The organism is Mesorhizobium sp. M1428, from assembly GCF_040317515.1.
Classification (GTDB): Bacteria; Pseudomonadota; Alphaproteobacteria; order Rhizobiales; family Rhizobiaceae; genus Mesorhizobium.
Genome location: NZ_JAMYKT010000017.1, coordinates 22,228 through 46,138, shown reverse-complemented (window position 1 = coordinate 46,138; position 23,911 = coordinate 22,228). Strand labels below are relative to the sequence as shown.

Sequence of the window (23,911 nt, the reverse complement as noted above, 5' to 3'; positions counted from 1 at the left end):
GTGGTCGCGGGCTGGAGGTGGATACCAGTAGAAAGGGTTTCGGTTAACGAAACCTTACTCTCCCCACATCGTGCAAACAGGGGAGAGTAAAAAAGAATTACCCCAGATCATTGCAGGCTCCTGCGGGAATGCGGACGGTCGCCGGCCTGCCCGTGCCTCAGGCGTTGGCCTGCGACCGCACATAGGCGATGTAGCCGCGCACATCGCCGGCCGGCTCGGCATAGGCCTTGCCGAGCTTCTTCTCGATCGCCGCCATATAGTCTTTTGCCCATTGGGGCAGCGCATAGTCGATGACGGCGAGGAATTCGAGCGTCGCCGCCAGGCGGATGTCGGCGATCGACGGGTTCTTGCCGCCGATGAACGGCTTGCCGTTCCTGAAGAAGCTGTGAAACACCTCCAGCGGCTCGGCTATCGCTTCCATAGCGGCCTTCTGGGCTTCCGACTTCCTGTCGGGATCAGCGTCGCTGTGACCAACCTCGCCGGCATATTGCGGGAAATTCAGTGCAGGATAGGTGGCGCGCGCCACATAGGGGTAGAGCGTCCCGATCAGGTAGAACATGGCACTGTCGATCATTGCCCGCTTGGCCGGCGCCTTGGGATATAGGTTATCCAGCCCGTGCTTGTTGGCGAGGTATTGCATGATGGCGCAGCTTTCCCACAAGACACCTCTCGGCAGGCCCTTGTCCTCGATCATCGGCGTCAAATGGGCCGGGTTTCGCGCCATATATTCGGGCGAGCGCGTATGGCCCCATACGTCGGTCTCGGAATGGTCGAGCCCGGCGGCGCGTGCAAACACCCGAACGCTCATATTGTTGACGCTCGGCTTCAGCATGCTGAGCGTGAGCGCCGGCTTTTTCGCCGGTTTCGCCTTGGCCTTCGCGAGCTTTTTGGCGGAGACCTTCGCCGCCGGCTTTGCCACTTTCGCCGCTGACCTAGCGGCGGCTTTGGCCGCCGGCTTCGCTCCTGGCTTGGCTGTCATCGGTGCCGAAGTCTTGGCCGCGGGCCTTTTCGCACTCTTCGTTGCTGTCTTTGCCATTATGTCCTCCCATTGTTGGCGTGTCGTCAGTATGGATTTTTCGGTGCGCGATCCTCCGACAAGGTTGCGCGCGAGCGCTCGACAAGCGTCTGGATCGCATCGGCAAGGTGCACTTCGGCGATGTTGTAGTCGCCGCGCGCAACGCGGATCTTGTGCGCCTGCATCAGCACGTCGGCATGGGTGAAGCCCGCCGGCGGCTCGAAACGGTAGGAGGCGAGCTCGATCAGCAGGCCGAGCGGATCCTCGAAGTAGATCGAGTCCATGAAACCGCGATCCTTGACGCCGCTGTGCTTGATTTCACGCTCGTTGAGCCGGGCGACCGCCTGCAAAAAGGTGACGCGCGACACCGCAAAAGCGATGTGATGGACGCAGCCCGTATCGGTCGGCGTGCGCCGCTTGACTGGTGTGCGGCTCTCGTCGGTGAAGACCGTGATCAGCCGCCCATCGCCTGGGTCGAAATAGAGGTGGCTTTCGCTTGCCTTGTCGAGGTTGGGCTGCTCGAAGATGAAGGGCATGCCGAGCACGCCCTCCCAAAAATCGATCGAGGTCTGGCGCCCGGCCCCGACCAGCGTGATGTGATGGACGCCTTGTGATTGCAGTTTTTGCATTGGTCTCCTCCCGGCCACGCCGTCTTGCCGCCGAACGGAAGTTCGGATGCCCAGTCGCGCTTGGATCAGCGCCCGGCATGTGACCGCGCCCGGCCTCGCTCGCCTGCGCTCCGCATTCCGCATCCTGCAGGAGTGCGGCCGGAGCTTTGATGAACGGATGCTAATTCAATCCGAGGCGTTGCGCCAGAAGCGCTGAGTTTCAAGAACTCCACGCAGGCGCCAAGAGCGGCACCGGGATCGCGTCGCTGGGTTTCCCGAGCGGTCGGTTTGGCGAGGCAGGTCAAAGGGGCCCGGTTGACGCATGCCGCGCCTGGTTCGGATTACGGGCGCCCTTAGATGAAAATCACATATTCTTCATCGGCACGTCGGGATCGACATGTCCCCCATCGGCAGTGATCTTCAGCCTTGAGAGGTAGTGCTCCCATCCCATTCGGTGGCTGTCACGCTCCTTTGCGTTCGGCAGTCCGCTGTGCGTGAAGCGGATCAGTGTCCCCGCATCCCTCGCGATCAGGTCGATCTCGACATGGCTGGAGCCGGGCGGCACGGTCTCGTTGTCTTCCCAGCCAAAACTGTAGGCAAGACGGTGGACCGGGATCACCTCGGTGAACTCACCGCGCGCCATATGGCGACCACCGACATTGACGAGAAACAGACCGCCCGGCGTTGCATCCAAATTCGCTTCGGTCCCGATCCATCGCACGATCTGGTCCGGATCCGTCAAAAGCGCGAACACGGTCGCTTGTGGCGCGGCGACCTCAATCTCTGTGTAAACCGATTCCGCCATCGCTCACTCCAGGTCACATCCGCATCGAATGCCGTACATGATTGAAGCGAATTTGGGGAGTTGCAAGAAGATGTTCGAGGCGTAAGCATAAGCCGGTGCCGAGTGACCTTCTACCGATGCTTCTCGCAAACTCGCTTTCATTCCTTCTGGACGACGCCGCGCATATTGGCGACGGTGGGCGACTTCTATTGCAGCTCTCAACGCATTTGATGGAAGACGGCTTGCCGATCATCGCCGGCGCGCTGGCGCAGGATGCTCCCGACCCGATCATTTCACGCCGCATCTGGCTCTGGCGAGCGCCTGGGGGTGAAGTGGTCGAGGCTTTGGGGATAGGCGCCGACGGCCAGAATGCCGATCCCCGGTTCGTGCTGCGGGAGTGGCTTGGCACGACGCGGGCGATCGTGTTCGACGAGCGAGCGGGCGGTGTCGCACCGACTTTGGTGTGGGCGTTCGATTATACTCCGGATGAGGCGCAGTCAGAGCTGCTGCGGCAAGTCTCCCGGTTTGCTGCGGCTCCGATGACCGCACTCGCAGAACGGTCCGCGAAACGCGCATTGCTCGAAGCATATTTGGGAAAGCGCAGCGCAGCACATGTGCTCAACGGTCATTCTCGTCGAGTAAAGGGAGAGACGATACGGGCTGCGCTTCTGTGCGCGGACCTTCGAGGTTTCACCGATCTATCCGAGGTTCATGATGCAGAGATCGTGTTGGTACTTGATGCCTGGTTCGATTGCGTCGCCGGCGCGGTGCACGCATTTGGTGGCGAGGTTCTCAAGTTTATAGGTGATGGCGTCCTCGCGATTTTCCCGATTGGCGAGCGCGATTCAAGGGCCGCATGTGACGCGGCGGTACGCGCCGTGAAGGCCACGCGCGCCGGGATAGATCATCTCAACCAAACTCGGCGCCGCAATGGCGGCCCTGAGCTCGGATATGGCATTGGCCTGCATGTCGGCGAGATACTCTGGGGGAATATCGGCACTGCCGGCAGGTTGGACTTCACCGCGATCGGCAAGGCTGTAAATCTTGTCAGCCGCATCGAAGGGCTGTGCAAGCCGTTGGGACGGATGGTGCTCGCGTCGACAGTGTTCGAGGCAGAAACTACCGAGCCGATGATCACCATGGGCAGTCATCCGCTCGGAGGAATAGCAGGCGCGCAAACACTATTCGGCTTGCCGGAATAGATCGAATGGTTGAGCGCGCCGTGGATGTGTCGTTCGCAGCATATCTTGGTATCGTGCGAAGCCATGACTGAGAGAAATTCGAACGGCAAAGAAGCTACGACACTGCAACTGGAGTATGGCGTCTAGAGCCCAGCCATGCGCGTTGCGCGCAGCTTCGCTGGCCAGTGCTAAGGGCCGAGTATTCCCGGCATCCACCTTCGAGGGAGAGGCGCCCTTCGCCGAGCTCGCCAAAACGATCGGTCGCCGGCAGCTGTAGCTCAGGTCGGCTCCAGGCAGTGCCGACCAGCGTGGTAGACGCCTTCAGCGCGACGTTCTGCGCGCCGCTAAAGCTGCGCCTCAAGACCCATGATGCAATGCTAATGCAATCGGCTCCGCTGCGCCAGAAGCGGCAATGAGCCAAACCCGCCGCGACCCGAGGCGATGGATCGGATTGATGGTTTGCCGAGAGCTTGGAGAGACTTGGTACGCCCAAGGGGAATCGAACCCCTGTTCCCGCCGTGAGAGGGCGGTGTCCTGACCGCTAGACGATGGGCGCGTTCAAGAACCGGCGATATAGGCTGACGGCCGGCAAAAAGCAACTAGGCTTAGGTCTGCCTGTCGCACCGGTGGAATATCCGCTGCAAGCCTAGCGTTTTGGCTCGATCAGGTCCCAGAGATTGCCATAGAGATCGGCGAAAACCGCCACAGTGCCATAGACCTCGTGGCGGGGCGCCTCACGGAATTCGACGCCCTTTTCGAGCATCAGCGCATGGTCACGGGCAAAATCGTCGGTTTCGAGGAACAAAAAGACGCGTCCGCCGGTCTGGTTGCCGATCGCCTCCCTTTGCGCATCGCCGGATGCCTCGGCGAGAAGCAGCCGCGCGCCCTGCCCTTTGCCCGGCATGATGGTGACCCAGCGTTTGCCGCCGCCGAGATCTACATCTTCGGTGAGGACAAAACCCAGCCGGTCGACATACCACGAGATCGCTTCGTCATAGTTTGCGACGAGAAGCGCGACCGTGGCAATGCTGCGGCGTTCGGCAAAACCGGTCATTTGTTCCTGATCGAAAAACGGCCGACGATGCGGCGCTCAGTGATGTCATACAAGAAAATAGCGCGGCTGCCGTCGGGCAGCTCGGCGTCGATCGACAGGTGATTGCCGGAGAGCGATTGGCTGATCACCCTGGCGCCGACCGGCAGCACGATGTCGCCGTTGACCGTCTCGCCAATCGGCACCTGGATGTCGCTGGTCAACGGCGGGGCGGCAGGCGGCGCGTTGCGCGCTTTGTAGACAAGCGCCGCGATCACCACCATAAGGGCGAGGAACAGCAGGCCGAGATTGATGGCGACGAAGCGCACGAGCTTCCTCCGCACCTTTTCGACCTCGGGGTCGAGCGGCTTTTCCTCGTCTTCGTCGGCAAGCGGCCGGGCCATGGCAGCAGATTCCGGAACTGTTCTCGATGAGCGCTCATAACGAAGAGGCCAGACAATTAATAGGGGCCGGACAGATCGTGCTGGAGGCGGGCGCCGATGCGGCCGGCCAGCGGCTCGACCAATGGCTGGCGGCCAGGCTCGGTCCCGACATGTCGCGCAGCCGCGTACAGATGCTGATAAAGCAGGGCGCGGTCAGGATCGGCGGCAGGCAGGTCGACGAGACGAAGCGCAAGATGGCACAAGGTGACAGCGTGTCGGTTGATATGCCGGAGCCGGAACCAGCGGAGCCGCAAGGCGAAGATATTGCGCTGGACGTCCTCTACGAGGACAGCGAGCTGATCGTCATCAACAAGCCGGCCGGGCTGGTCGTGCATCCCGGCGCCGGCAACTGGACCGGCACGCTGGTCAACGCGCTGATCCATCATTGCGGCGACAGCCTGTCGGGCATCGGCGGGGTGAGGCGGCCGGGCATCGTCCATCGCCTCGATAAGGAGACCAGCGGCGTCATGGTCGTCGCCAAGACCGATCGCGCCCACAAGGCGTTGTCGGAGGCCTTTGCCGACCACGGCCTGACCGGCGATCTTGAGCGGGCGTATCTGGCGTTGGTCTGGGGCATACCGGCAAGGCCGACCGGGACGGTCGACGCGCCGCTCGGCCGCGCCGCCGACCGGGTACGCCGCGCCGTAGTACCGCAAGGCCGCGACGATGCCCGCCATGCCATAACGCATTTCACCGTCGTCGAGCGCTTTGGCGAGCAGCAGCAGGAATTCGCCACGGCGAGCCTGGTCGAATGCCGGCTGGAAACCGGTCGCACCCACCAGATACGCGTCCACATGGCCCATATCGGCCATCCGGTGATTGGCGACCCCGAATACGGCCAGGCTTTCCGCACCAAGGCCAATCGGTTGCCCGAGCCGCTAAGAAGCAAGGTAAAGGCGTTTCCGCGACAAGCTTTGCACGCCCGCCTCCTTGCATTTCGGCATCCGGATACCCATTTAACGATGAGGTTCGAAGCACCGATACCGTGGGACATGGAGGAACTCGTCGACGGCTTCCGCAAGCTCTGAACCAACCACCTGAAAACCTGACCGGCGTTGTTCACTTCAACGTGACACACTGTTTCGTGTTGAACAAATGCCTGTCTTTCTGGTTTTGTTCCTATATATGTCGGTTGGCGCGAATGTGCCTTTGGCATTCGCGCCACATGCCCGCCGCGTTTCGGGGGCATCACTCCAATAGAGAGGGGGCGCTATCATGGCCCAGTCATTACCCAGTATCGTTTCCGGCGAAGGCGGTCTCAGCCGCTACCTGGAAGAAATCCGCCGCTTTCCGATGCTTCAGCCGCAGGAAGAGTACATGCTCGCCAAGCGCTACGCCGAGCATGAGGACACCACGGCTGCGCATAAGCTCGTCACCAGCCACCTTCGGCTCGTCGCCAAGATCGCCATGGGCTATCGCGGCTATGGCCTGCCGATCGGCGAGGTGATCTCGGAAGGCAATGTCGGCCTGATGCAGGCCGTCAAGAAATTCGAACCGGAGCGCGGCTTCCGTCTTGCCACCTATGCGATGTGGTGGATCAAGGCCTCGATCCAGGAGTACATCCTGCGCTCGTGGAGCCTGGTCAAGATGGGCACCACCGCCAACCAGAAGCGCCTGTTCTTCAACCTGCGCAAGGTGAAGGGCAAGATCCAGGCGCTCGACGAAGGCGATTTGAAGCCCGATCAGATCACCGAGATCGCCACCCGGCTGAACGTCTCGGAAGCGGAAGTTGTGTCGATGAACCGCCGTCTGTCGGGCGACGCCTCGCTCAATGCGCCCATCCGGGCCAGCGAAGGCGAATCCGGCGAATGGCAGGACTGGCTGGTCGACGACCACGAAAGCCAGGAAGAGATGCTGATCGAGCAGGACGAGCTGGAAAACCGGCGCGGCATGCTGTCGGGCGCTCTTGCCGTGCTCAACGACCGCGAACGCCGCATCTTCGAGGCGCGCCGCCTCGCCGATGAGCCGTTGACGCTTGAAGAGCTGTCGGCCGAGTTCGATATCAGCCGCGAGCGCGTGCGCCAGATCGAGGTGCGCGCCTTCGAGAAGGTGCAGGACGCGGTCAAGGCCGCAGCCAAGCGCCAGATGCAGGCGCTGCGCACCATCGAGGCGCAGCCGGCAGCGTAAAGCCTTCAGATAGAAACGAATAACGGCGGCGCCACATACCTGGCGCCGCCGTTTTTTTAGAGGGTTGCCAGTTCCGCGGCGCCTTCGCGGATGTCCGATCCGCTGCCATAAACTGCTCAGTAGCCTCGCCATCGTGTCTGCAGGCGATCTCATTGATAGCGGCATTATCGCAATTTTCCCCAAGCCCTGGAAACCGCAACGCTGCAAGCTGTGGCGACAATGTTCCGGCGCCGACACGGGCTTCCGTCGCAAAATTTCACGGCGGCGCTTGCTCAGACGGTCGACAACGGGCCCGCCGGGCCGCGCCGGGCAGTTGAACTCATCTGTTCGGAAACAAAGGCAGTGTGACGATGACCATTTCTCCGTTTCTGGCCGCTCTCGTATCCGAAGGTCCGCCAGCCGACCGAGCAAAAGACATGGCCCTGTATGGATGGCTAATTGGAAGCTGGGACATGGACACGGTCCACTATCTCGACGACGGCACAATCCAGAAATGGGATGGCGAATGCCATTTTGGCTGGGTGCTCGAAGGCCGCGCGATTCAGGACGTTTGGATCAGGCCCAAGCGCCCTGCACAGTCGACGATGTATGGCACGACCTTGCGCATCTTCGATCCTGGGATCGATGGCTGGCATATCATATGGAGCGACCCGCTCAACCGGGATCACTCGCGCCAGATCGGCCGGGCCGAGGGTAAGGACATTGTCCAGCTCGGCAATGACTCGCGCGGTCTGCAAACTCGATGGCGTTTCACTGAGATCACTGCCAACAGCTTCCATTGGATCGGCGAGGAAAGGTCTTCCGAGAGCGACCCTTGGCAAATCACGTATGAACATTTAGCCCGCCGAACAAAACCCTGACGCTGGACTAAACACTTAGCCGGCGTCTGCGCCGCTCCTCACCCGGCTGCCCCCACCTTCTCCCCTATGGTGACCGACCGGATTCACACATCGCAAAAATCGAATCAGGATCAATAACTTGGATGACCTTGAACGATGAGCGGGCGCCGAGTTTGAATAGCACTGTAGTGCCAGCGACCCATCCCCTCACAGGCAATCGAGCGGAAACTTCAGGTAGCGCCGCCCGTTGGGTTCCGGTTCCGGCAGGCGTCCGCCATTCATATTGACCTGCAGCGCGTGCAGGATCAGCCGCGGCATCGGCAACGTCCTGTCGCGGGCTTGGCGGAGCGCGACGAAGTCGGCTTCCGTCTTGCAGCTGGCAACATGGGTGTTGCCGGCTTTCTGCTCCGCGACCGTGCTTTCCCAGCGCGCTTCGCGGTCACCCGGCTGGTAGTCGTGACCGACGAACAGACGTGTCTCGTCCGGCAGTGCCAGGATGTCCTGGATCGAGTGCCAGAGCCGCTCGGCGCTGCCGCCGGGAAAGTCTGCCCTTGCGGTGCCGCTGTCCGGCATGAACAGCGTGTCGTGGATGAAGGCGGCGTCGCCGATGACGTAAGTGATCGAGGCCAGTGTGTGGCCCGGCGAAAACAGCACTCTTGCCGGAAGGCCGCCGACCGAAAAAGTCGCGCCGTCGGCGAACAGCCTGTCCCACTGCGAACCGTCGGCGGGGAATTCCGGCCAGTTGTAGATCACCTTCCACAATTTCTGGACGTCGACGATCCTCTCGCCGATTGCCGTCGGCGCTCCGGTTCTCCCCCTCAGATAATGGGCGGCGGAGAAATGATCGGCATGCGGATGCGTGTCGAGGATCCACTCGACCTCCAGCCCGCTTTCCCTGACGAAATCGAGCAGGGCGTCGGCGTTTTTCGTCGCCGTTGCACCGGACCTTTCGTCGAAGTCGAGCACCGGATCGATGATGGCGCATTTGCGGGTCGCCATGTCGGCGACCACATACTGGACGGACCCGCTCGGCTTGTCATAGAAGCCGGTGACCTGCGACCTGGCCGATAATGCGTCCAATCCAGCCTCCTTCGCCCCCCACCACGGCAGGAAGGATTTTCTCTGCCACGGCAAATTAAAGGCATGGTTGTCCGTCAACCAGGCATCGTCAAGCACCTCATGCTCACACGGCCAGGAAAACCAAAAATTCTCTGTGCCGCCTCTGCCGGCTTAGGCAGAAGGCTGCTTGGTTTTCCTGAGATATGGCAGGATTGTCTCATAGGCACCGAAGCGCTTGATGGCATCCTCATTCGAGACGGCAGCGGTGATGATGACGTCCTCGCCCTGCTTCCAGTTCGCCGGTGTCGCCACCTGGTGCTTGGCTGTCAGCTGCATGGAATCGATGGCGCGCAGGATTTCGTCGAAGTTGCGGCCCGTCGTCATCGGGTAGGTGAGAACCAGCTTGATCTTCTTGTCGGGCCCGATGACGTAGACCGAACGCACCGTGGCATTGTCGGCGGGCGTGCGGCCTTCCGAGCTGTCGCCGGCACCCGCCGGCAGCATCTCGTAAAGCTTGGCGACCTTGAGATCCTTGTCGCCGATCAGCGGATAGTTCACCGAATGGCCGGTCGCGGTCTTGATGTCGTTCTGCCACTTCTCATGGCTTTCGACGGGATCGACCGAGATGCCGATGATCTTGACGTTGCGCTTCCTGAACTCGCCTTCGAGCCCGGCCATCGTGCCGAGTTCGGTCGTGCAAACCGGCGTAAAGTTCTTCGGATGGCTGAACAATACCGCCCAGCCGTCGCCGATCCATTCATGGAAGCTGATCGGCCCTTGCGTGGTCTCGGCGGTGAAGTCCGGTGCGATGTCGTTGATACGAAGGCTCATGGCGTGTCCCTACCTTGTGAGTGCAGATCGCAGCCGGCGTTGACCGGCGCTGCTTTTGCCTTTCTACCACTCCGGCGTCATCCTTCAAACGGCTGTTGCGCCGGCATCAAGGCCGGCGGCGAAATATTTTCATTGCTTCTCGGCAAATGCAGCAGGAATCTTCGCTGCGCTGGCTCAGGCCTTGCTCACTGCCAGCGTCGTCGCCAGGTCTTCCATGCGCTGGGCCAACGCGCCAAGCGCCCCGGTCAGCACGGAATCGTTCTTGTCGGCCTTGGTCAGTGCGTCGTCGCGCGTCTTGCGCAGCGTCAGCACTTCGCTTTCCATGCCCTTGACCCGCTTTTGCAGTTCTGAAAGCTCATCCATGACCATGATGCCGGCCATCACGGTCAGCCGCTGGTCGCCGATCTCGCCAAAAGAATCCTTCAGATGCGAGACATAGCGGTCGAAGCGCTCGGCAAGATCGATCAGATGCTCTTCCTGGCCCTCGTCGCAGGCCATACGATACTGCTTGCCGTCGATGGAAACCGTGACTTGTGCCATTGGCCTACCTGTCCAGTACCGCGCGGATGGTTTCCATGGCTGTCACCAGCCTTCGCGATACTTCCTTGTTGGCATCTTCCAGCCGTTCGGCGCGGGCCTCGGAGTTGTCGAGTTCCTGCGCCAGCCGCGAACGGTCGGCGTTCATCCGCTGCACTTCGGCCTCGGCTTCCGAATAGTCCCGCTCGTGCTCGAGCTTGGCCGCGACGGCGTTTTCCAGCCCTTCGATGGCCTTACCCAGCCTGGCAATGACTTCCTTGAGGGTCGTTTCCCCGGTCATGGCTTTCGTCCTGCGCCCTGCCCATCACCGAATCATCCACGTTCAGAACGCGTTATCCCTGAAACATTACGCGCCGTGTGAACCGCCCGTCAATAAAGCTGTCGCGACTGTCCCCTGCTAACGCTAATGTAAGTCGCGCATGGCCATCACAAGACCGGCAAAAGCACACCGATTTGTTGACTAAAAGGCCGCGCCTGCTATGTGTCGCGCACCCTTTTCAAGGGCTTTCCCAAGGCCCAAACCCCCATTTTGGAGGAAGCATGACCTCGCGCGAACAACATGACCGGATGGCCAATGCGATCCGTTTTCTCGCCATGGACGCCGTCGAGAAGGCAAATTCCGGCCACCCCGGACTGCCCATGGGCTGCGCCGACATCGCCACGGTGCTGTTCACCCGCTTTCTCAAATACGATCCGAAGAACCCGCATTGGCCGGACCGCGACCGCTTTATCCTTTCGGCAGGTCACGGCTCGATGCTGCTTTACTCACTGCTCTATCTGACCGGCTACGAAGACATCACCATCGACCAGATCAAGCAGTTCCGCCAATTGGGGTCGAGGACGGCGGGCCACCCGGAATACGGCCATGCCGCGGGCATCGAGACGACGACAGGCCCACTCGGCCAGGGCCTTGCCAATTCGGTCGGCTTCGCGCTCGGCGAGCGCATCATGAATGCCGCTTTCGGCAACGATCTCGTCGACCACTACACCTATGTCCTGGCCGGTGACGGCTGCCTGATGGAAGGCGTATCCCAGGAAGCCATTGCGCTTGCCGGACATCTGAAGCTGAACAAGCTGATCGTCTTCTGGGACAACAACAACATCTCGATCGATGGCCCGGTGTCGCTGGCCGACAACACCGATCAGGTTGCCCGCTTCCAGGCGTCCGGCTGGAATGCCAGCCATATCGACGGCCAGGACCCGGAAGCGATCGCCTATGCCATCGAGGCGGCCCGCCACTCCGACAAGCCGACGATGATTGCCTGCAAGACGACGATCGGCTTCGGCGCGCCGACCAAGGCCGGCACCAACAAGGCGCATGGCTCGCCGCTCGGCGCCGAGGAAATCGCCGGCGCCAGAAAATTCTTCGGCTGGGATTATCCGCCGTTCGAGGTTCCGGCCGACATCCTCGATGCGTGGCGTACCGCCGGCCGGACCGGCGTCAAGGCACGCACCGACTGGGAAGGCCGCCTTGCCAAGGCCGACGGCAAATTGCGCGCAGAGTTCGAACGCCGCATCAGTGGCACGCTGCCGGCCAACTTCGATGCCGTCATTGGCGATTACAAGAAGAAGCTCGCCGCCGACAAGCCGAAGGTTGCCACACGTAAGTCATCGGAAATGGCGCTCGAGGTCATCAACGGCGCCGTGCCCGAAACCATCGGCGGCTCGGCCGATTTGACCGGCTCCAACAACACCAAGACCAGCCAAACCAAGAACATCACCGCCGACGATTACGGCCAGCGCTACGTCCACTACGGCGTTCGCGAGCACGGCATGGCGGCCGCACTCAACGGGCTGACATTGCATGGCGGCATTATCGCCTATGGCGGCACTTTCATGTGCTTTTCCGATTATGCCCGTCCGGCGATGCGGCTTGCTTCGCTGATGGGCATCCGCTCGATCTTCGTCATGACCCATGATTCCATCGGCCTTGGCGAAGACGGCCCGACCCATCAGCCGGTCGAGCATCTGGCAGCACTTCGCGCCATTCCGAACCACAATGTCTTCCGCCCGGCCGACGCGGTGGAAACCGCTGAATGCTGGCAGTTGGCCATTGAGTCGGAAAAGACGCCTTCGACATTGGCGTTGACCCGGCAGAACCTGCCGACGGTACGCAACGACTTCGTTGCGGAAAACCTCTCCAGCCGCGGCGCCTATGAACTTGTCGCCGCCAGTGGCGAGGCGGCGGTGACGATCTTCGCTTCGGGCTCGGAGGTGGAGATCGCGCTGGCCGCCCGCGAGGCCTTGGAAAAGCACGGCCACGCGACCCGCGTCGTCTCGGTGCCGTGCTTCGAATTGTTCGACAAGCAGAGCGCCGACTATCGCAGCAGGACGATCGGCAATGCGCCGCTCAAGATTGCCATCGAAGCCGGCATCCGTCAGGGCTGGGATCACTTCATCGGAACCGACGGCATCTTTGTCGGCATGACCGGCTTCGGCGCCTCCGGCACCATCGAACAGCTCTACCCGCATTTCGGCATCACCGCCGAGGTAACGGTGAAGGCGGCGGAAGCCCGTCTGCACGGCAAATGAAAGTGAGCCCCGCCCGGCAAAGGCTGGCATAGCGGTTTTGCCGGGCGGTGGAGCACTAATCGATTTAAATCCGTGCCTCGGCGGCTGGATTCTTTGCCCGTCCGCCGTTATGAAGCTGCGGACTTGATCTTCGGCCTCCAACTCCCAGGGAGAGAACAATGACCGTCAGAGTTGCCATCAACGGATTCGGCCGCATCGGCCGCAACATCCTGCGCGCCATCCATGAATCAGGCCGCAAGGATATCGACGTCGTCGCGGTCAACGATCTCGGCCCGGTCGAGACCAACGCGCATCTGCTGCGCTTCGACAGCGTGCATGGCCGCTTTCCGCATGAGGTGACGGTTGACGGCGACCAGATCATCGTCGGCAAGGAAAAATTCAAAGTCACCGCGATCAAGGATCCGACGCAACTGCCCTGGAAGGAGCTTGGCATCGACATCGCACTCGAATGCACCGGCATCTTCACCGCCCGCGACAAGGCCGTCGCCCATCTGACCGCCGGTGCCAAGCGCGTTCTCGTCTCCGCTCCGGCAGAGGGCGCCGATCTCACCGTCGTCTATGGCATCAACCATGACAAGCTGACCAAGGACCACATCGTCATCTCGAACGCCTCCTGCACCACCAACTGCCTGGCGCCGCTGGCGGCCGTACTGAATGAGGCGGTCGGCATCGAGAAGGGCATGATGACGACGATCCATTCCTACACCGGCGACCAGCCGACGCTGGACACCATGCACAAGGACCTCTACCGCGCCCGCGCCGCCGCGCTGTCGCAGATTCCGACCTCGACCGGTGCCGCCAAGGCCATCGGCCTGGTACTGCCCGAGCTCAAGGGCAAGCTCGACGGCATCTCCATCCGCGTGCCGACCCCGAACGTCTCGCTCGTCGATTTCAAGTTCATCGCCAAGCGGCCGACCACCGTCCAGGAAATCAACGACGCGGTGATCACTGCCTCGAACGGCAAGCTGAAGGGCATCCTCGCCGTTACCCGTCACCCCAATGTTTCGATCGACTTCAACCACGATCCGCATTCCTCGATCGTGGCGCTCGACCAGACCAAGGTCATGGACGGCAACTTCGTTTCGGTGCTGTCGTGGTACGACAACGAGTGGGGCTTTTCCAACCGCATGGGCGATACCGCCGTCGCCTTCGGCAAGACCATCGCCTGATCGCAGAACCATCTTTTCGACGTGGAAGACGCCCGGCTCAGTCCGGGCGTTTTTCGTTGCAGCACGAACCGCCGAGGCACGCTCCGCTGCTCGGGTGCCAAAACTTTCGACGATCGGCAGCGTGGGGCAAAAAGCCACGCTGCTGCCTTGCAGCGGCCATGTCTTCGCCCCACTCTCCCGTGATGCCTGAGCATATCGACTAGGGGCGACCAACGAATGGAGCATGGTATCTATCTGGTGACGCTCGTTGGGGCAGCACTTGTCGTTGCCGCCGCGTTTTCGAGCCTGATCGCCTTCCGCTTCGGCGCCCCTCTCCTGCTGCTGTTTCTCTGCATCGGCCTCGCCACCGGAACCGACGGTCTCGGCATCCATTTCGACAATGCCCGAGTTGCTTATTTTGCCGGCTCATTGGCGCTGGCGGTCATCCTTTTCGATTCCGGCTTCGGCACGCCGCTCAACGCCTTGCGGCAGGCGGCCGGGCCGGCGCTGTCGCTGGCCACATTCGGCGTCCTTTTGACCACCGGCCTGTTCGGCGCCGCCGCCTATTATCTGCTCGACCTGACCTGGCTGGAATCCTTCCTGCTCGGTGCCGCTGTCGCCTCGACCGACGCCGCGGCGGTGTTCTTCCTGCTGCGCGCCGGCGAGATCAATTTGCGCGAGCGCGTGCGGTCCACGCTCGAGGTGGAATCCGGCACCAATGACCCGATCGCCATCTTCCTGACCATCACGCTGGTCGAGGTCATCGCCGCCAACACCCACCCCGAGGCCAAGGTGCTGGTCGCCGATCTTGCCGTCGGCTTCCTTGTCAACATGGGGCTCGGCGCGGTCATCGGCATTCTCGGCGGCATGGCCATCGTGCGCCTTGTCGATCGCCTCAATCTCGATCACGGCCTGCTGCCGATCTTCGTGCTGACGCTGTCGCTGATGGTGTTTGCTGCCGCCGGCGCCGTCGGCGGATCCGGCTTCCTGGCGGTCTATCTCGCAGGCTTGATCGCCGGCAATTCCGATATCCGGGCCGTCACCATCCTCAAGCGCTTCCAGGACGGCATGTCGTGGCTGGCGCAGATCATCATGTTCCTGATCCTCGGCCTGTTCGCGACGCCTTCGCAATTTCCGGCGATCCTGGTGCCGGCAGTTCTGCTCGGCCTGTTCCTGATATTTGTGGCACGGCCAATCGCGGTCTGGCTCTGCCTGGTGCCATTTCGTCTGCCACGCCCGGAAGTCGCCTTCGTCTCATGGGTCGGCCTGCGTGGCGCCGTGTCGATCCTGCTTGCCATCACGCCGCTGCTCGGCGGCCTTGAGAACGGTCGCCTCATCTTCAACACCGCCTTTATCATCGTGCTGGTCTCGCTGATCATCCAGGGATGGACCGTCGGGCCGCTGGCACGCCGCCTCGGCCTTATCGTGCCGGCTCGGCTGGGACCGCTCGACAAGGTCGAATTGGAACTGCCGGGCTCCGCCCATCATGAGCTTCTCGCCTATCGCGTGGCACCTGGTAGCCCGGTCGCGCGCGGCGAACGCATTCCGCGCTGGGCGCGGCCGTCGCTGGTGTTGCGCGACGGACGCTCGATGCGCTTCCAGGACATGGGCCGGCTGGCGGCCGGCGACCATGTCTACATCTTCGTGCCGGACCGCTATCCGCGCCTGCTCGACAAGCTGTTCGCCAGCCGTGCCGTGGTCGATCCCGAGGACGCGGATTTCTTCGGGGCCTTCGCCGTCGATCCGTCACGCTCCGCCGAGGAACTGGAGACCGCCTATGCGCCGGGCCTGACCGAAGCGGAGCGCAAGCTCAGCATTGGCGACCTGGTTACTACGCGGCTCGGCGGCCACGCCGAATACGCCGACCGCGTGCTGCTCGGTCCGATCGAGCTGATCGTTCGCGACGTCGACGACAAGGGCAGGATCACCGGCCTTGGCCTGTCCTTTGAGCCGACCGCCCCGGTGGCGCGCGTTCCGGTATTCCTCAGCGCCGGTGAAATCCGCGACCGCATTGCCGCGTTCATCCGCAACCGGCGCAAGCCAGCCGAGGCGCAGGCGGCCGAGGCGGCGGCCGAGCTGGAACCGGTTCGGCCGCCCGTGGTGGAAAAGACAACTGGCGAAGGCTGACCGCTGTCCACCCGAGCCGCGGAACCCGGCCGCGAGGCTGAAGAATGGCTCGGCAACTGGCGTGGCGGGCCGATGTGGTCCGACATCGCCGGAAATGATCCCGATCGGTCGGCTGCGAGGGCATCCGGCCGATCAGTCGCCAATTCTCCGGCGCGCCATAGGGGCGCTTTAATTGTTGCGGGCCGCGACGAACTCCGCCGCCTGTTTCAGAAGCGCGGCTTGTTCGCCATAGGGCTCGAGCAGCGCATGAGCCTGATCGACGAGGCCATGGAGCTGGTCCCGCGCCCAGCCCGGTCCGTGCAGCGCGACCAGCGTCGCCTTGCCGGCCGCGGCATCCTTGCCGGTCGCCTTGCCCATCTGATGCGCGTCGGCGGTCAGGTCGAGCAGATCGTCGGCAAGTTGAAAAGCAAGCCCGATCGCGGAACCAAATTCGGCCAACCTTTCGCGGTCGCCCGACGGCGCACCGGCAAGGATAGCGCCCGCTTCGCAGGCAAAGCGGATCAGCGCACCGGTTTTCATCGCCTGCAGCCGGATGATGCCGGCCTCGTCCGGCCGGCCTTGTTCGGCCTCGAGATCGAGCATCTGGCCGCCGACCATGCTTCCCGCCCCGGCGGCGCGGGCCAGAGCCAGCACCAACCCTGCCCTACGCTCGGCCGGCAGCATTGTCGCATCGTCGGCAAGGATGTCGAAAGCAAGCGTCAATAAGGCGTCGCCCGCAAGAATGGCGGTCGCCTCATCGAAAGCCCTGTGTACAGTCGGCTGGCCGCGGCGCAGATCGTCGTCGTCCATGGCCGGCAGATCGTCATGGATGAGCGAATAGCAGTGCACGCATTCGAGCGCCGCCGCGACGCGCAGCGCCGCCTCGCCGTCGGCTGAAAATAGTGCAGCACTTTCCATGACCAAGAAGGGACGCAGTCGTTTGCCGCCGTTCAGCACGCCATGTCGCATGGCCGCCATCAGGCGTTCGGGCCGCGCGACCTCGCCTGAAAGCGTCCGTCCGTCGAGCAATCGCCTCAGCAGCGCCTCGAGCGGAACTGCCCGGGCAATAAGTGCAGCTTCGAATGCCATTTGGTCGTCTTTCGTCATGGTCGGGAGCGGTAGCCGACACTCAGACGTTGCGCAAGAAGCCAAGCGCCATTATGCCGGGGGCAGGGAGCAGCGCGGATTGGGTGGCTTGGCGGAACCGATCGTCGATCACGAAACCGAAGGGTTGGACATGGCGAGACCGAGACGCGGCAGCCGCATCGGTCTTCAACGCTGGGTCCGGCGCGGCATCGCCGTCGCCGTCGTGCTGGCGCTGGTGCCGGTGGTGCTGACCTTCCTGTACCTGCCGTCATTCGTGCATCCGGTGTCGACATTGATGCTGAAGGACCTGGCGACGTTTTCCGGCTACGATCGGCGCTGGGTTTCCATCGACGATGTCGCGCCGGTGCTGGCATATTCGGTCATCATGTCGGAGGACGGGCAGTTCTGTTTCCATCGCGGCGTCGATCTGGGCGAGTTGCGCGGCGTCGTTGACGATGCGCTTGCCGGCGAGATGACGCGTGGCGCCTCGACCATCACCATGCAGACGGTAAAGAACCTTTATCTATGGTCGCGGCCGTTGGGCTCGGTCCGTAAGGTCGTCGAACTGCCGCTGGCCGTCTATTTCGATGCGGTGCTGTCGAAACGGCGGATCATGGAGATCTACCTCAACATCGCCGAATGGGGACCGGGCATCTACGGCATCGAGGCCGCCGCCCAGCATCATTTCGGCGTCTCGGCAAAACAGCTGTCGCGCCGGCAGGCAGCGCTGCTTGCCGTCACCTTGCCGAATCCGATCGTGCGCAATCCGGCAAAGCCTGGGCCGGGACTGAGGCGGCTTGCCGCATTGATCGAACGGCGCGCAGGCCGCGCAGGCGCCTACGTCGGTTGCCTGCGATAGTGTCAAAAAAAAACACGGCGACGCTGGCCAAAACGCCGTCGGGCGTGTATAGGCACCCGACTTTCTCAGATTCCGGCCCCTGATGTGGCCCTTTCACGAGGGCCGCCGGGGCGTTTTGACCATGTAGTGGAGCATATCCATGGCCGTTCCGAAACGAAAAACCTCTCCGTCGAAGCGCGGCATGCGCCGTTCTGCCGACGCACTGAAGGCCCCGACCTATGTCGAGGACAAGAACTCCGGCGAGATGCGCCGTCCGCACCATATCGACCTGAAGACCGGCATGTATCGCGGTCGCCAGGTTCTGGAGCCGAAGGAAAGCTGAGAGAGCTTTCGACGGTTTATGGGTTGCGAAACGACCGGCCATTGGCCGGTCTTTTTGCGTTTGCGACAACCGATCATATCAGTCGGGCCTGACATTGTTGTTTCACGCCGTCTTTGTCCGTGTTTATCGGCCGCACGAAAATTCTTGACGACGAACGCCGGGCGCACTCTACAAAGATCAGTCCAACCGGAGCCGCCACATGTTCGGTGCCATCCCGCTGCTGATCGTGCCTTTCATCCTCTACAATCTCGGGCTTCTGGGAATATTCGGCAGCGGCGACGATCCGTGGGCGACCGAAATGTTTTCGGTCCGGATGATGTCGGGTGGCGTGTTCTCTATGACCCTCGGCGATCTCATCGTGCTGATCGCACTGATCTTCTTGTTCGTCGAAGTGGTGAAATCGACGCGCACGACAAATGCCTCGATCATGGACCACCTTTTGTCGACCTTCGTCTTTGTGGCCTATCTGGTCGAGTTCCTGCTGGTGAAGGGCGCCGCCCATTCCGTTTTCTTCACACTGATGGTCATAGCGCTGATCGATGTGCTGGCCGGCTTTTCGGTGTCGATGCGGTCGGCCAGCCGCGACATCAACATGAATTAAGGATCCCGGCTCAGCCCGGGTCGGCGCTAAAGCCAGCCGCCTCGATGCCGGCGATGGCTGCCGTTTCGTCATTGTCGGACGTATCGCCGGAAATACCGACCGCGCCGATGATCGTACCAGCCTCGTCGCGGATCAGCACGCCGCCGACGACCGCCAGGATGCGCCCGCCCGACACGTCGGAGATGCCGGCGATCAGATGCGGGCGCTCCCTGGCGAAAGCTTCCACCCGGCGCGAGCCCATGCCGATACCGAGTGCGCCATAGGCCTTACCGGCCGACATTTGCGGACGCAGGAACGAGGCGCCGTCCTGACGCTGGAACGCGACCAGATGGGCGCCGGCGTCGAGCACCGAGACGCCAAGCGGCCTGAGCTTGAGCTCGGCACCCTTGGCAAAGGCGGCGGCGATGATTTCAAGGGCTTTGTCGAGCGTCAGTGCGGTCATGCCGGTCTCCTAAACGCGCCAGTTATCAACCGGCAGAAACATCCCGGTGAACTGTTTCGTGTGCGAAATGAAGCATGCGTCTGGGAGCGCCGGTTTATTTTTTCTTGGCGCGAGGCTTCTTCACCGGGGCGGGAGGCGCATTGGCTAGGTCTTCCGCTTCCTTGGCGAGGCGCAGCGCCCGCAGCTTGTTGGTCTTGGCTTGGCGAGCGTCGCTCTCGGCGACATATTCCGCCATCGCCTTCTGGCGGACCGTGGCTGCCTCTTCCTGTTTCTTGAACCGCAAATCGGCCCGCGCACGGGCAGTGTCCTTAGAGTTCTCGACCAAGAGCGTTATCCAATCCCGTGAATTATCTTCAGCCCCTTGATAGCAGAGCCAGCCCGCAATTGGGAAAATATGTTGGTCATGGCGCCAGATCGCAGCCGATGCCCCGCGCGTTGCGGGCGATCACCGCATCGTATCCGGCCTGCAAAGTCGCGCGGACGGTGGGCTCGGATGGCGCAGGAGACGCACCCAGATGCTCGTGGCGCAACTCGTTCATGAACTTATCCCACATCGGCGGGCCGCCTTTTTCCAGAAGCTCGGCACGGATAGAGAGCTCTTCGCTGACCGGCAGCCAGACCCGGCCCCAGGCGCCGAGATGCGCCAGGATCGGCACCAGCGTGATCGCCATTTCGGTCAGACTGTAGATCACCTTCTGCTTGTGGGAGGGATCATCCGCCTTGGTCAGCATGCCGAGCTCCATCAGCCGCTTCAGCCGGTCGGCGAGGATGTTGGAGGCGATGCCCTCCATCGAGCCGTTGAGCAGTTCGCGAAAGTGGCGTCTGCCGCCGAAGATGATGTCGCGAAGGATGATCAGGCTCCACCGGTCGCCGAACACTTCGAGCGACAGGTTGATGGGGCATCCGGACCGACGATCGATGTTCATGCGAATCTCCAAAACCGGTTGCATTATCGTATCGGTTTTACTATCGTGCAACTGATTGCGAAATGCAATCGGATTGGAAGCCGAAGGAGGAAAGCCATGAAAAACGCCGAACACCCCGAAATCGTATCCCAGACCCTCGGCGATCCGGCCCATCCGGCGGTATTGTTGATCATGGGCGCCATGGCTTCCATGCTCTGGTGGCCCGAAGCGTTTTGCCGGAAGCTGGCCGGCGAAGGTCGCTTCGTGATCCGCTATGACAATCGCGATACCGGCCGTTCGACCAAATACGCGCCGAGCGAGCCGCCTTATACATTCGACGACATGGCGGACGATGCCATCCGCGTCCTTGACGACCATGGAATCCGAAAGGCGCATGTGGTCGGCATGTCGATGGGCGGCATGATCGCGCAGCTCGTTGCGTTGAAATACCCGTCGCGCGTCACTTCGCTGACGGTGATCAGCAGCTCGCCCCTGGGCATCGATACTTCGCATCTGCCCGGAACCACCGAGGCCTATAGGAAACACTCGGCCGAAGGCGCCAAGGTCGACTGGTCGGACCGTGGCCAAGTGGTCGATTTCATCGTCAAGGACGCACATGCGCTCACCGGTGCCGCGCACTCTTTCGACGAGCAGCGAACGCGAGCTTTCGTCGAACAGGATTATGACCGGTCCGGCGGTTTTCTAAGTGCGACCAATCATTTCATGCTCAAGAGTGGCGAAGATGGGAGCGGCGAGGACTGGACGGGTCGGCTGCGCGACATGAAAATCCCGCTCCTCGTTATCCACGGCACCGACGATCCCATCTTTCCAGTCGAGCATGGCGCCGCTCTTGCCGACGCGGTCGCCGGTGCAAGGCTGCTCCGGATCGAGAGCGGCGGCCACGAGCTGCATCCCGACGACTGGGCCGCGATCATCGATGCCATCGTGACCCACAGCCAGGCCAAATAGTACCCGACCCGACACCGAATTTCCGCGAGACGAGCCACCCAAGGAACGACAAACATGTCCCTGACTATGCATCTTCATCCACTGGCCTCCTTCTGCTGGAAGCCGCTGATCGCGCTCTATGAAAACGGCACGCCATTCACATCCGTCGTTGTCGATCTCGGCAATGAACAGTCGCGCGCGGCGTTCCTGAATTGTGGCCGCTCGGCAAGATGCCGGTACTGCGTGATGAAGCGCTGGATCGGACCGTGCCGGAATCGACGATCGTCATCGAATATCTCAACGCGTATTATCCTGGGCCGGTCGAACTGATCCCCGCCGATCTCGATCTCGCTCGCCAGACCCGGCTCGCCGACCGCTTCTATGACTTCTACGTCCAGGAACCGATGCAGAAGATCGTCGGCGACCGGCTGCGGCCGGAGGGCAAGACCGATCCGTTCGGCGTCGAGCAGGCGCGCACCCAGCTGCGCAGCTCCTACGCCGTCATTGAACAGGACATGCCGTCGAGGACATGGGCGGTGGGTGCGAGCTTCACCATGGCCGACTGCGCTGCCGCCCCCGCGCTGTTCTACGCCAACAAGGTCGAGCCGTTCGGAGACGAATATCCTGCGGTCAGGCGCTATCACGACCGGTTGCTGCAACGCCCGTCGATTGCCCGTGTGATCGAGGAAGCGCAGCCTTATTTCAAGCTCTTCCCCTACAACAATGGCTAGAGTGGTTCATCGTTTCACGGAAACGCCGAACCGCTCTATCTCTTTGTTTTTGCGCAATTCCGGACGGAAAGCCGTTTCACACTTTCCTGGAATTGCTCTAGGCCCGATGCTGCATAGTTGCTCGACGCGCTGACGACGCCCCTCAGCTTCCGGGTGAACCGAGCTGCTCCGCATCCCAGAACTGGTCGAGCCAGATGTTGAGCTTCAGGAAGCCGGCATTGCTGACCGTATAGACGCGCCTGGTGCCTTCCGGCTTGGCGTTGACCAGCCCGGCATCAAGCAGGACCTTCAGGTGCTGCGAAACGGCCGGGCGGGACACCGGCAAGCCGGATGCCAATTCGTTGACGGTCTTCGGTCCGCGCCGGAGCTCTTCCAAGAGATGGCGCCGGTTGGGATCGGCAATCGCCATGAAGGCGTCGGAAAGCATCATGCCTTATTTGTGGGGCAAAGCGCCCCGAATCTCAACCGTCGGTTTCAGCTTTTCTGCGCGGGTCGAGCCGCAACGCTTCCGGCGTCACCGAACGATCGGCCGGCTGGGTCTTGAAGGCATCGCGGCCTTCGATCGGCACCGGCGCGCGACGGCTGATGCGCAGCAGCGTATAGCCGGCCAGGCTGAGATGTGCGAGCGCAGTGGCCAGGAACAGCCCCTCGGGACGCATCCAGCCCATCAGGCCGGCGGCCACCAGTGGACCGATCATCGTGCCGAAGCCATAAAGCAGCAGCAGGCCGCCCGACACTTTGACGAAGTCCTCCGAGCGCGCATGGTCATTGGCATGCGCCACCGCGATCGAATAGAGCGTGTAGGCGAAGGCGCCGTAGGCGGCGGTGCAGACGATGACGAAGACGCCGGAGCGCGGTTCGAACAGGAAGATGGCGATGGCGAACAGCGCAGCGCCGAAAGCCGCGCCCGCCAGCACAAAACGACGGTCCGTCGTGTCGGAGAGCCGCCCGGCCGGAAGCTGCATGGCGGCGCCGGCAATGACCACCAGGCTCATCATCAGCGCGATCTCGGCTGTCGAGATGCCGATGCGCGCTCCATAGACGGCACCAAGCGTACCCCAGGCGCCGTTGGCGATGCCGATCAGCACGCAGGCGATCGCCGATACCGGCGAATTGATGTAGAGCCCTTTGACGTCGAGCGACACGTCCTGCAGCGGCTTGGGGTGCGACGCCGTCGAGACCGCCGTCGGGATCAGCGACAGGCAGAACAGAATGCCAGTGATCATGAACAGCGACGCCGATTTCACATCGCCGCCGGCAACGATCATCTGACCGCCCATGATCGAGGCATAGGTGACCATCATATAGAGACCGAAGACGGTGCCGCGGTTTTCGTTGGTGGCTTTCTCGTTGAGCCAGCTTTCGATGACCATGAAGGCGCCCGCCATGGTGAAGCCGGTGAAGGCGCGCAGCAGGATCCAGGTATATTCGTCGATGATCAGGCCGGTGAGCAATGCGACGATCGCTCCCGATGCGGCAAAGGCACCGAAAGCCCTGACATGACCGGCGCGGCGCACGATGCGTGGCGCAAAGAAGCAGCCGGTGACGAAGCCGCCAGCCCAAGCCGTGCCCATCAGGCCGAGCGATGCCGTCGAGAAGCCCTCCACCTGACCGCGCAGCGGCAACAGCAGCCCATGCAGCCCAGATGCCGCCAGCAGGAACGCGGTGCCGCGCAGCAGCGAGAGGATCGGTCTGTAGCTTGCGAACATTTTTCAATCCGGCTGGGGGTTTGGGGCACAAGTCTGGAGACAGCGGCATTCGGGCTTTTCGGCGGCGT

26 protein-coding genes, 1 tRNA gene and 1 pseudogene are annotated in these 23,911 nt (G+C 62.1%); 12 read left to right on the top strand and 16 right to left on the bottom strand.

The window, feature by feature from the left end:
- Window positions 1–157: 157 nt before the first annotated feature.
- The 3 genes from NKG60_RS22440 to NKG60_RS22430 form a co-directional block, all read right to left on the bottom strand.
- On the bottom strand, window positions 158–1,036 hold the full coding sequence (locus NKG60_RS22440) for a glutathione S-transferase family protein (protein WP_352666345.1): 879 nt from the start codon (window positions 1,034–1,036) through the stop codon (window positions 158–160).
- A 26-nt stretch (window positions 1,037–1,062) separates the two neighbouring features.
- A complete protein-coding gene (locus NKG60_RS22435) occupies window positions 1,063–1,644 on the bottom strand; it encodes a VOC family protein (RefSeq protein WP_352666343.1) in 582 nt (193 codons plus the stop codon).
- Between the two features lie 343 nt (window positions 1,645–1,987).
- Window positions 1,988–2,428: an SRPBCC family protein gene (locus NKG60_RS22430; protein WP_352666341.1), complete on the bottom strand. Its 441-nt coding sequence runs from the start codon at window positions 2,426–2,428 to the stop codon at window positions 1,988–1,990.
- Between the two features lie 116 nt (window positions 2,429–2,544).
- Between NKG60_RS22430 and NKG60_RS22425 the strand changes: the two genes are divergently transcribed.
- Window positions 2,545–3,609: an adenylate/guanylate cyclase domain-containing protein gene (locus NKG60_RS22425; RefSeq protein WP_352867097.1), complete on the top strand. Its 1,065-nt coding sequence runs from the start codon at window positions 2,545–2,547 to the stop codon at window positions 3,607–3,609.
- Window positions 3,610–4,069: 460 nt separating this feature from the next.
- Here NKG60_RS22425 and NKG60_RS22420 read toward each other — a convergent pair.
- The 3 genes from NKG60_RS22420 to NKG60_RS22410 form a co-directional block, all read right to left on the bottom strand.
- Window positions 4,070–4,144 (bottom strand) — tRNA-Glu (locus NKG60_RS22420).
- A 90-nt stretch (window positions 4,145–4,234) separates the two neighbouring features.
- Entirely contained in the window at window positions 4,235–4,642 is a 408-nt protein-coding gene (locus NKG60_RS22415; protein WP_352666290.1) for a VOC family protein, read from the bottom strand.
- The gene (locus tag NKG60_RS22410) at window positions 4,639–5,022 is read right to left on the bottom strand and encodes a fimbrial protein (protein WP_352666288.1); all 384 of its coding nucleotides are present in this window, start codon (window positions 5,020–5,022) and stop codon (window positions 4,639–4,641) included. Before NKG60_RS22410 ends, NKG60_RS22415 begins: the two co-directional genes overlap by 4 nt.
- Before the next feature lie 26 nt (window positions 5,023–5,048).
- On the opposite strand from NKG60_RS22410, the gene NKG60_RS22405 reads away from it, so the two are divergent.
- The 3 genes from NKG60_RS22405 to NKG60_RS22395 all read left to right on the top strand — a co-directional run bounded on the left by NKG60_RS22405 (window position 5,049) and on the right by NKG60_RS22395 (window position 8,048).
- Window positions 5,049–6,089, top strand: a complete 1,041-nt coding sequence (locus NKG60_RS22405; protein WP_352666286.1) for an RluA family pseudouridine synthase — start codon at window positions 5,049–5,051, stop codon at window positions 6,087–6,089.
- 187 nt (window positions 6,090–6,276) lie between these two features.
- The gene (gene rpoH, locus NKG60_RS22400; RefSeq protein ID WP_023720954.1) at window positions 6,277–7,188 is read left to right on the top strand and encodes an RNA polymerase sigma factor RpoH; all 912 of its coding nucleotides are present in this window, start codon (window positions 6,277–6,279) and stop codon (window positions 7,186–7,188) included.
- Between the two features lie 452 nt (window positions 7,189–7,640).
- Window positions 7,641–8,048: a hypothetical protein gene (locus NKG60_RS22395; protein ID WP_352666285.1), complete on the top strand. Its 408-nt coding sequence runs from the start codon at window positions 7,641–7,643 to the stop codon at window positions 8,046–8,048.
- A 186-nt stretch (window positions 8,049–8,234) separates the two neighbouring features.
- On the opposite strand, the gene NKG60_RS22390 is transcribed toward NKG60_RS22395, so the two are convergent.
- From NKG60_RS22390 to NKG60_RS22375, 4 genes are all read right to left on the bottom strand, one after another.
- Window positions 8,235–9,107, bottom strand: a complete 873-nt coding sequence (locus NKG60_RS22390; protein ID WP_352867091.1) for an MBL fold metallo-hydrolase — start codon at window positions 9,105–9,107, stop codon at window positions 8,235–8,237.
- Window positions 9,108–9,257: 150 nt separating this feature from the next.
- Window positions 9,258–9,917, bottom strand: coding sequence for a peroxiredoxin (locus NKG60_RS22385; protein WP_352666282.1), 660 nt, complete (start codon window positions 9,915–9,917; stop codon window positions 9,258–9,260).
- Window positions 9,918–10,091: 174 nt separating this feature from the next.
- Window positions 10,092–10,457: a cell division protein ZapA gene (locus NKG60_RS22380; protein ID WP_292655609.1), complete on the bottom strand. Its 366-nt coding sequence runs from the start codon at window positions 10,455–10,457 to the stop codon at window positions 10,092–10,094.
- A gap of 4 nt (window positions 10,458–10,461) precedes the next feature.
- The gene (locus NKG60_RS22375; protein WP_006200774.1) at window positions 10,462–10,734 is read right to left on the bottom strand and encodes a DUF4164 domain-containing protein; all 273 of its coding nucleotides are present in this window, start codon (window positions 10,732–10,734) and stop codon (window positions 10,462–10,464) included.
- Window positions 10,735–10,994: 260 nt separating this feature from the next.
- Between NKG60_RS22375 and tkt the strand changes: the two genes are divergently transcribed.
- The 3 genes from tkt (at window position 10,995) to NKG60_RS22360 (ending at window position 16,261) form a co-directional block, all read left to right on the top strand.
- On the top strand, window positions 10,995–12,986 hold the full coding sequence (gene tkt, locus NKG60_RS22370) for a transketolase (RefSeq protein ID WP_352666281.1): 1,992 nt from the start codon (window positions 10,995–10,997) through the stop codon (window positions 12,984–12,986).
- A 158-nt stretch (window positions 12,987–13,144) separates the two neighbouring features.
- On the top strand, window positions 13,145–14,155 hold the full coding sequence (gene gap / locus NKG60_RS22365) for a type I glyceraldehyde-3-phosphate dehydrogenase (protein ID WP_352465773.1): 1,011 nt from the start codon (window positions 13,145–13,147) through the stop codon (window positions 14,153–14,155).
- 216 nt (window positions 14,156–14,371) lie between these two features.
- On the top strand, window positions 14,372–16,261 hold the full coding sequence (locus tag NKG60_RS22360; RefSeq protein ID WP_352666279.1) for a potassium/proton antiporter: 1,890 nt from the start codon (window positions 14,372–14,374) through the stop codon (window positions 16,259–16,261).
- A 168-nt stretch (window positions 16,262–16,429) separates the two neighbouring features.
- Here the strand turns inward: NKG60_RS22360 and NKG60_RS22355 are convergent, their stop codons facing one another.
- On the bottom strand, window positions 16,430–17,329 hold the full coding sequence (locus NKG60_RS22355; RefSeq protein ID WP_473600023.1) for a polyprenyl synthetase family protein: 900 nt from the start codon (window positions 17,327–17,329) through the stop codon (window positions 16,430–16,432).
- A 97-nt stretch (window positions 17,330–17,426) separates the two neighbouring features.
- Here NKG60_RS22355 and NKG60_RS22350 point away from each other — a divergent pair, with 97 nt between their 5' ends.
- The 3 genes from NKG60_RS22350 (at window position 17,427) to NKG60_RS22340 (ending at window position 19,108) form a co-directional block, all read left to right on the top strand.
- Window positions 17,427–18,185 carry a biosynthetic peptidoglycan transglycosylase gene (locus tag NKG60_RS22350; protein WP_352540340.1) on the top strand — a complete coding sequence of 253 codons (759 nt, stop codon included), beginning with the start codon at window positions 17,427–17,429 and terminating at the stop codon, window positions 18,183–18,185.
- 139 nt (window positions 18,186–18,324) lie between these two features.
- Window positions 18,325–18,507 (top strand): 50S ribosomal protein L32, encoded by a 183-nt coding sequence (rpmF, locus tag NKG60_RS22345; RefSeq protein ID WP_006203806.1) that lies wholly within the window; start codon window positions 18,325–18,327, stop codon window positions 18,505–18,507.
- Window positions 18,508–18,706: 199 nt separating this feature from the next.
- Entirely contained in the window at window positions 18,707–19,108 is a 402-nt protein-coding gene (locus NKG60_RS22340) for a hypothetical protein (protein WP_023720966.1), read from the top strand.
- Window positions 19,109–19,118: 10 nt separating this feature from the next.
- Here the strand turns inward: NKG60_RS22340 and NKG60_RS22335 are convergent, their stop codons facing one another.
- The 3 genes from NKG60_RS22335 to NKG60_RS22325 form a co-directional block, all read right to left on the bottom strand.
- Window positions 19,119–19,550 carry a GlcG/HbpS family heme-binding protein gene (locus NKG60_RS22335; protein ID WP_352666278.1) on the bottom strand — a complete coding sequence of 144 codons (432 nt, stop codon included), beginning with the start codon at window positions 19,548–19,550 and terminating at the stop codon, window positions 19,119–19,121.
- 94 nt (window positions 19,551–19,644) lie between these two features.
- Complete coding sequence (locus NKG60_RS22330; protein ID WP_023678501.1) at window positions 19,645–19,875, bottom strand: hypothetical protein; 231 nt, start codon at window positions 19,873–19,875, stop codon at window positions 19,645–19,647.
- A 76-nt stretch (window positions 19,876–19,951) separates the two neighbouring features.
- Window positions 19,952–20,476: a winged helix-turn-helix transcriptional regulator gene (locus tag NKG60_RS22325; protein ID WP_352666276.1), complete on the bottom strand. Its 525-nt coding sequence runs from the start codon at window positions 20,474–20,476 to the stop codon at window positions 19,952–19,954.
- A gap of 96 nt (window positions 20,477–20,572) precedes the next feature.
- Between NKG60_RS22325 and NKG60_RS22320 the strand changes: the two genes are divergently transcribed.
- Together NKG60_RS22320 and NKG60_RS22315 are read left to right on the top strand one after the other, a co-directional pair.
- Window positions 20,573–21,424, top strand: a complete 852-nt coding sequence (locus tag NKG60_RS22320; RefSeq protein WP_352975599.1) for an alpha/beta fold hydrolase — start codon at window positions 20,573–20,575, stop codon at window positions 21,422–21,424.
- Window positions 21,425–21,478: 54 nt separating this feature from the next.
- A pseudogene (locus NKG60_RS22315) lies at window positions 21,479–22,134 on the top strand (glutathione S-transferase family protein).
- Window positions 22,135–22,276: 142 nt separating this feature from the next.
- On the opposite strand, the gene NKG60_RS22310 reads toward NKG60_RS22315, so the two are convergent.
- Window positions 22,277–22,564 carry an ArsR/SmtB family transcription factor gene (locus NKG60_RS22310; protein WP_023678497.1) on the bottom strand — a complete coding sequence of 96 codons (288 nt, stop codon included), beginning with the start codon at window positions 22,562–22,564 and terminating at the stop codon, window positions 22,277–22,279.
- A gap of 31 nt (window positions 22,565–22,595) precedes the next feature.
- Window positions 22,596–23,843 (bottom strand): MFS transporter, encoded by a 1,248-nt coding sequence (locus NKG60_RS22305; RefSeq protein WP_352465767.1) that lies wholly within the window; start codon window positions 23,841–23,843, stop codon window positions 22,596–22,598.
- Window positions 23,844–23,911: the final 68 nt, after the last annotated feature.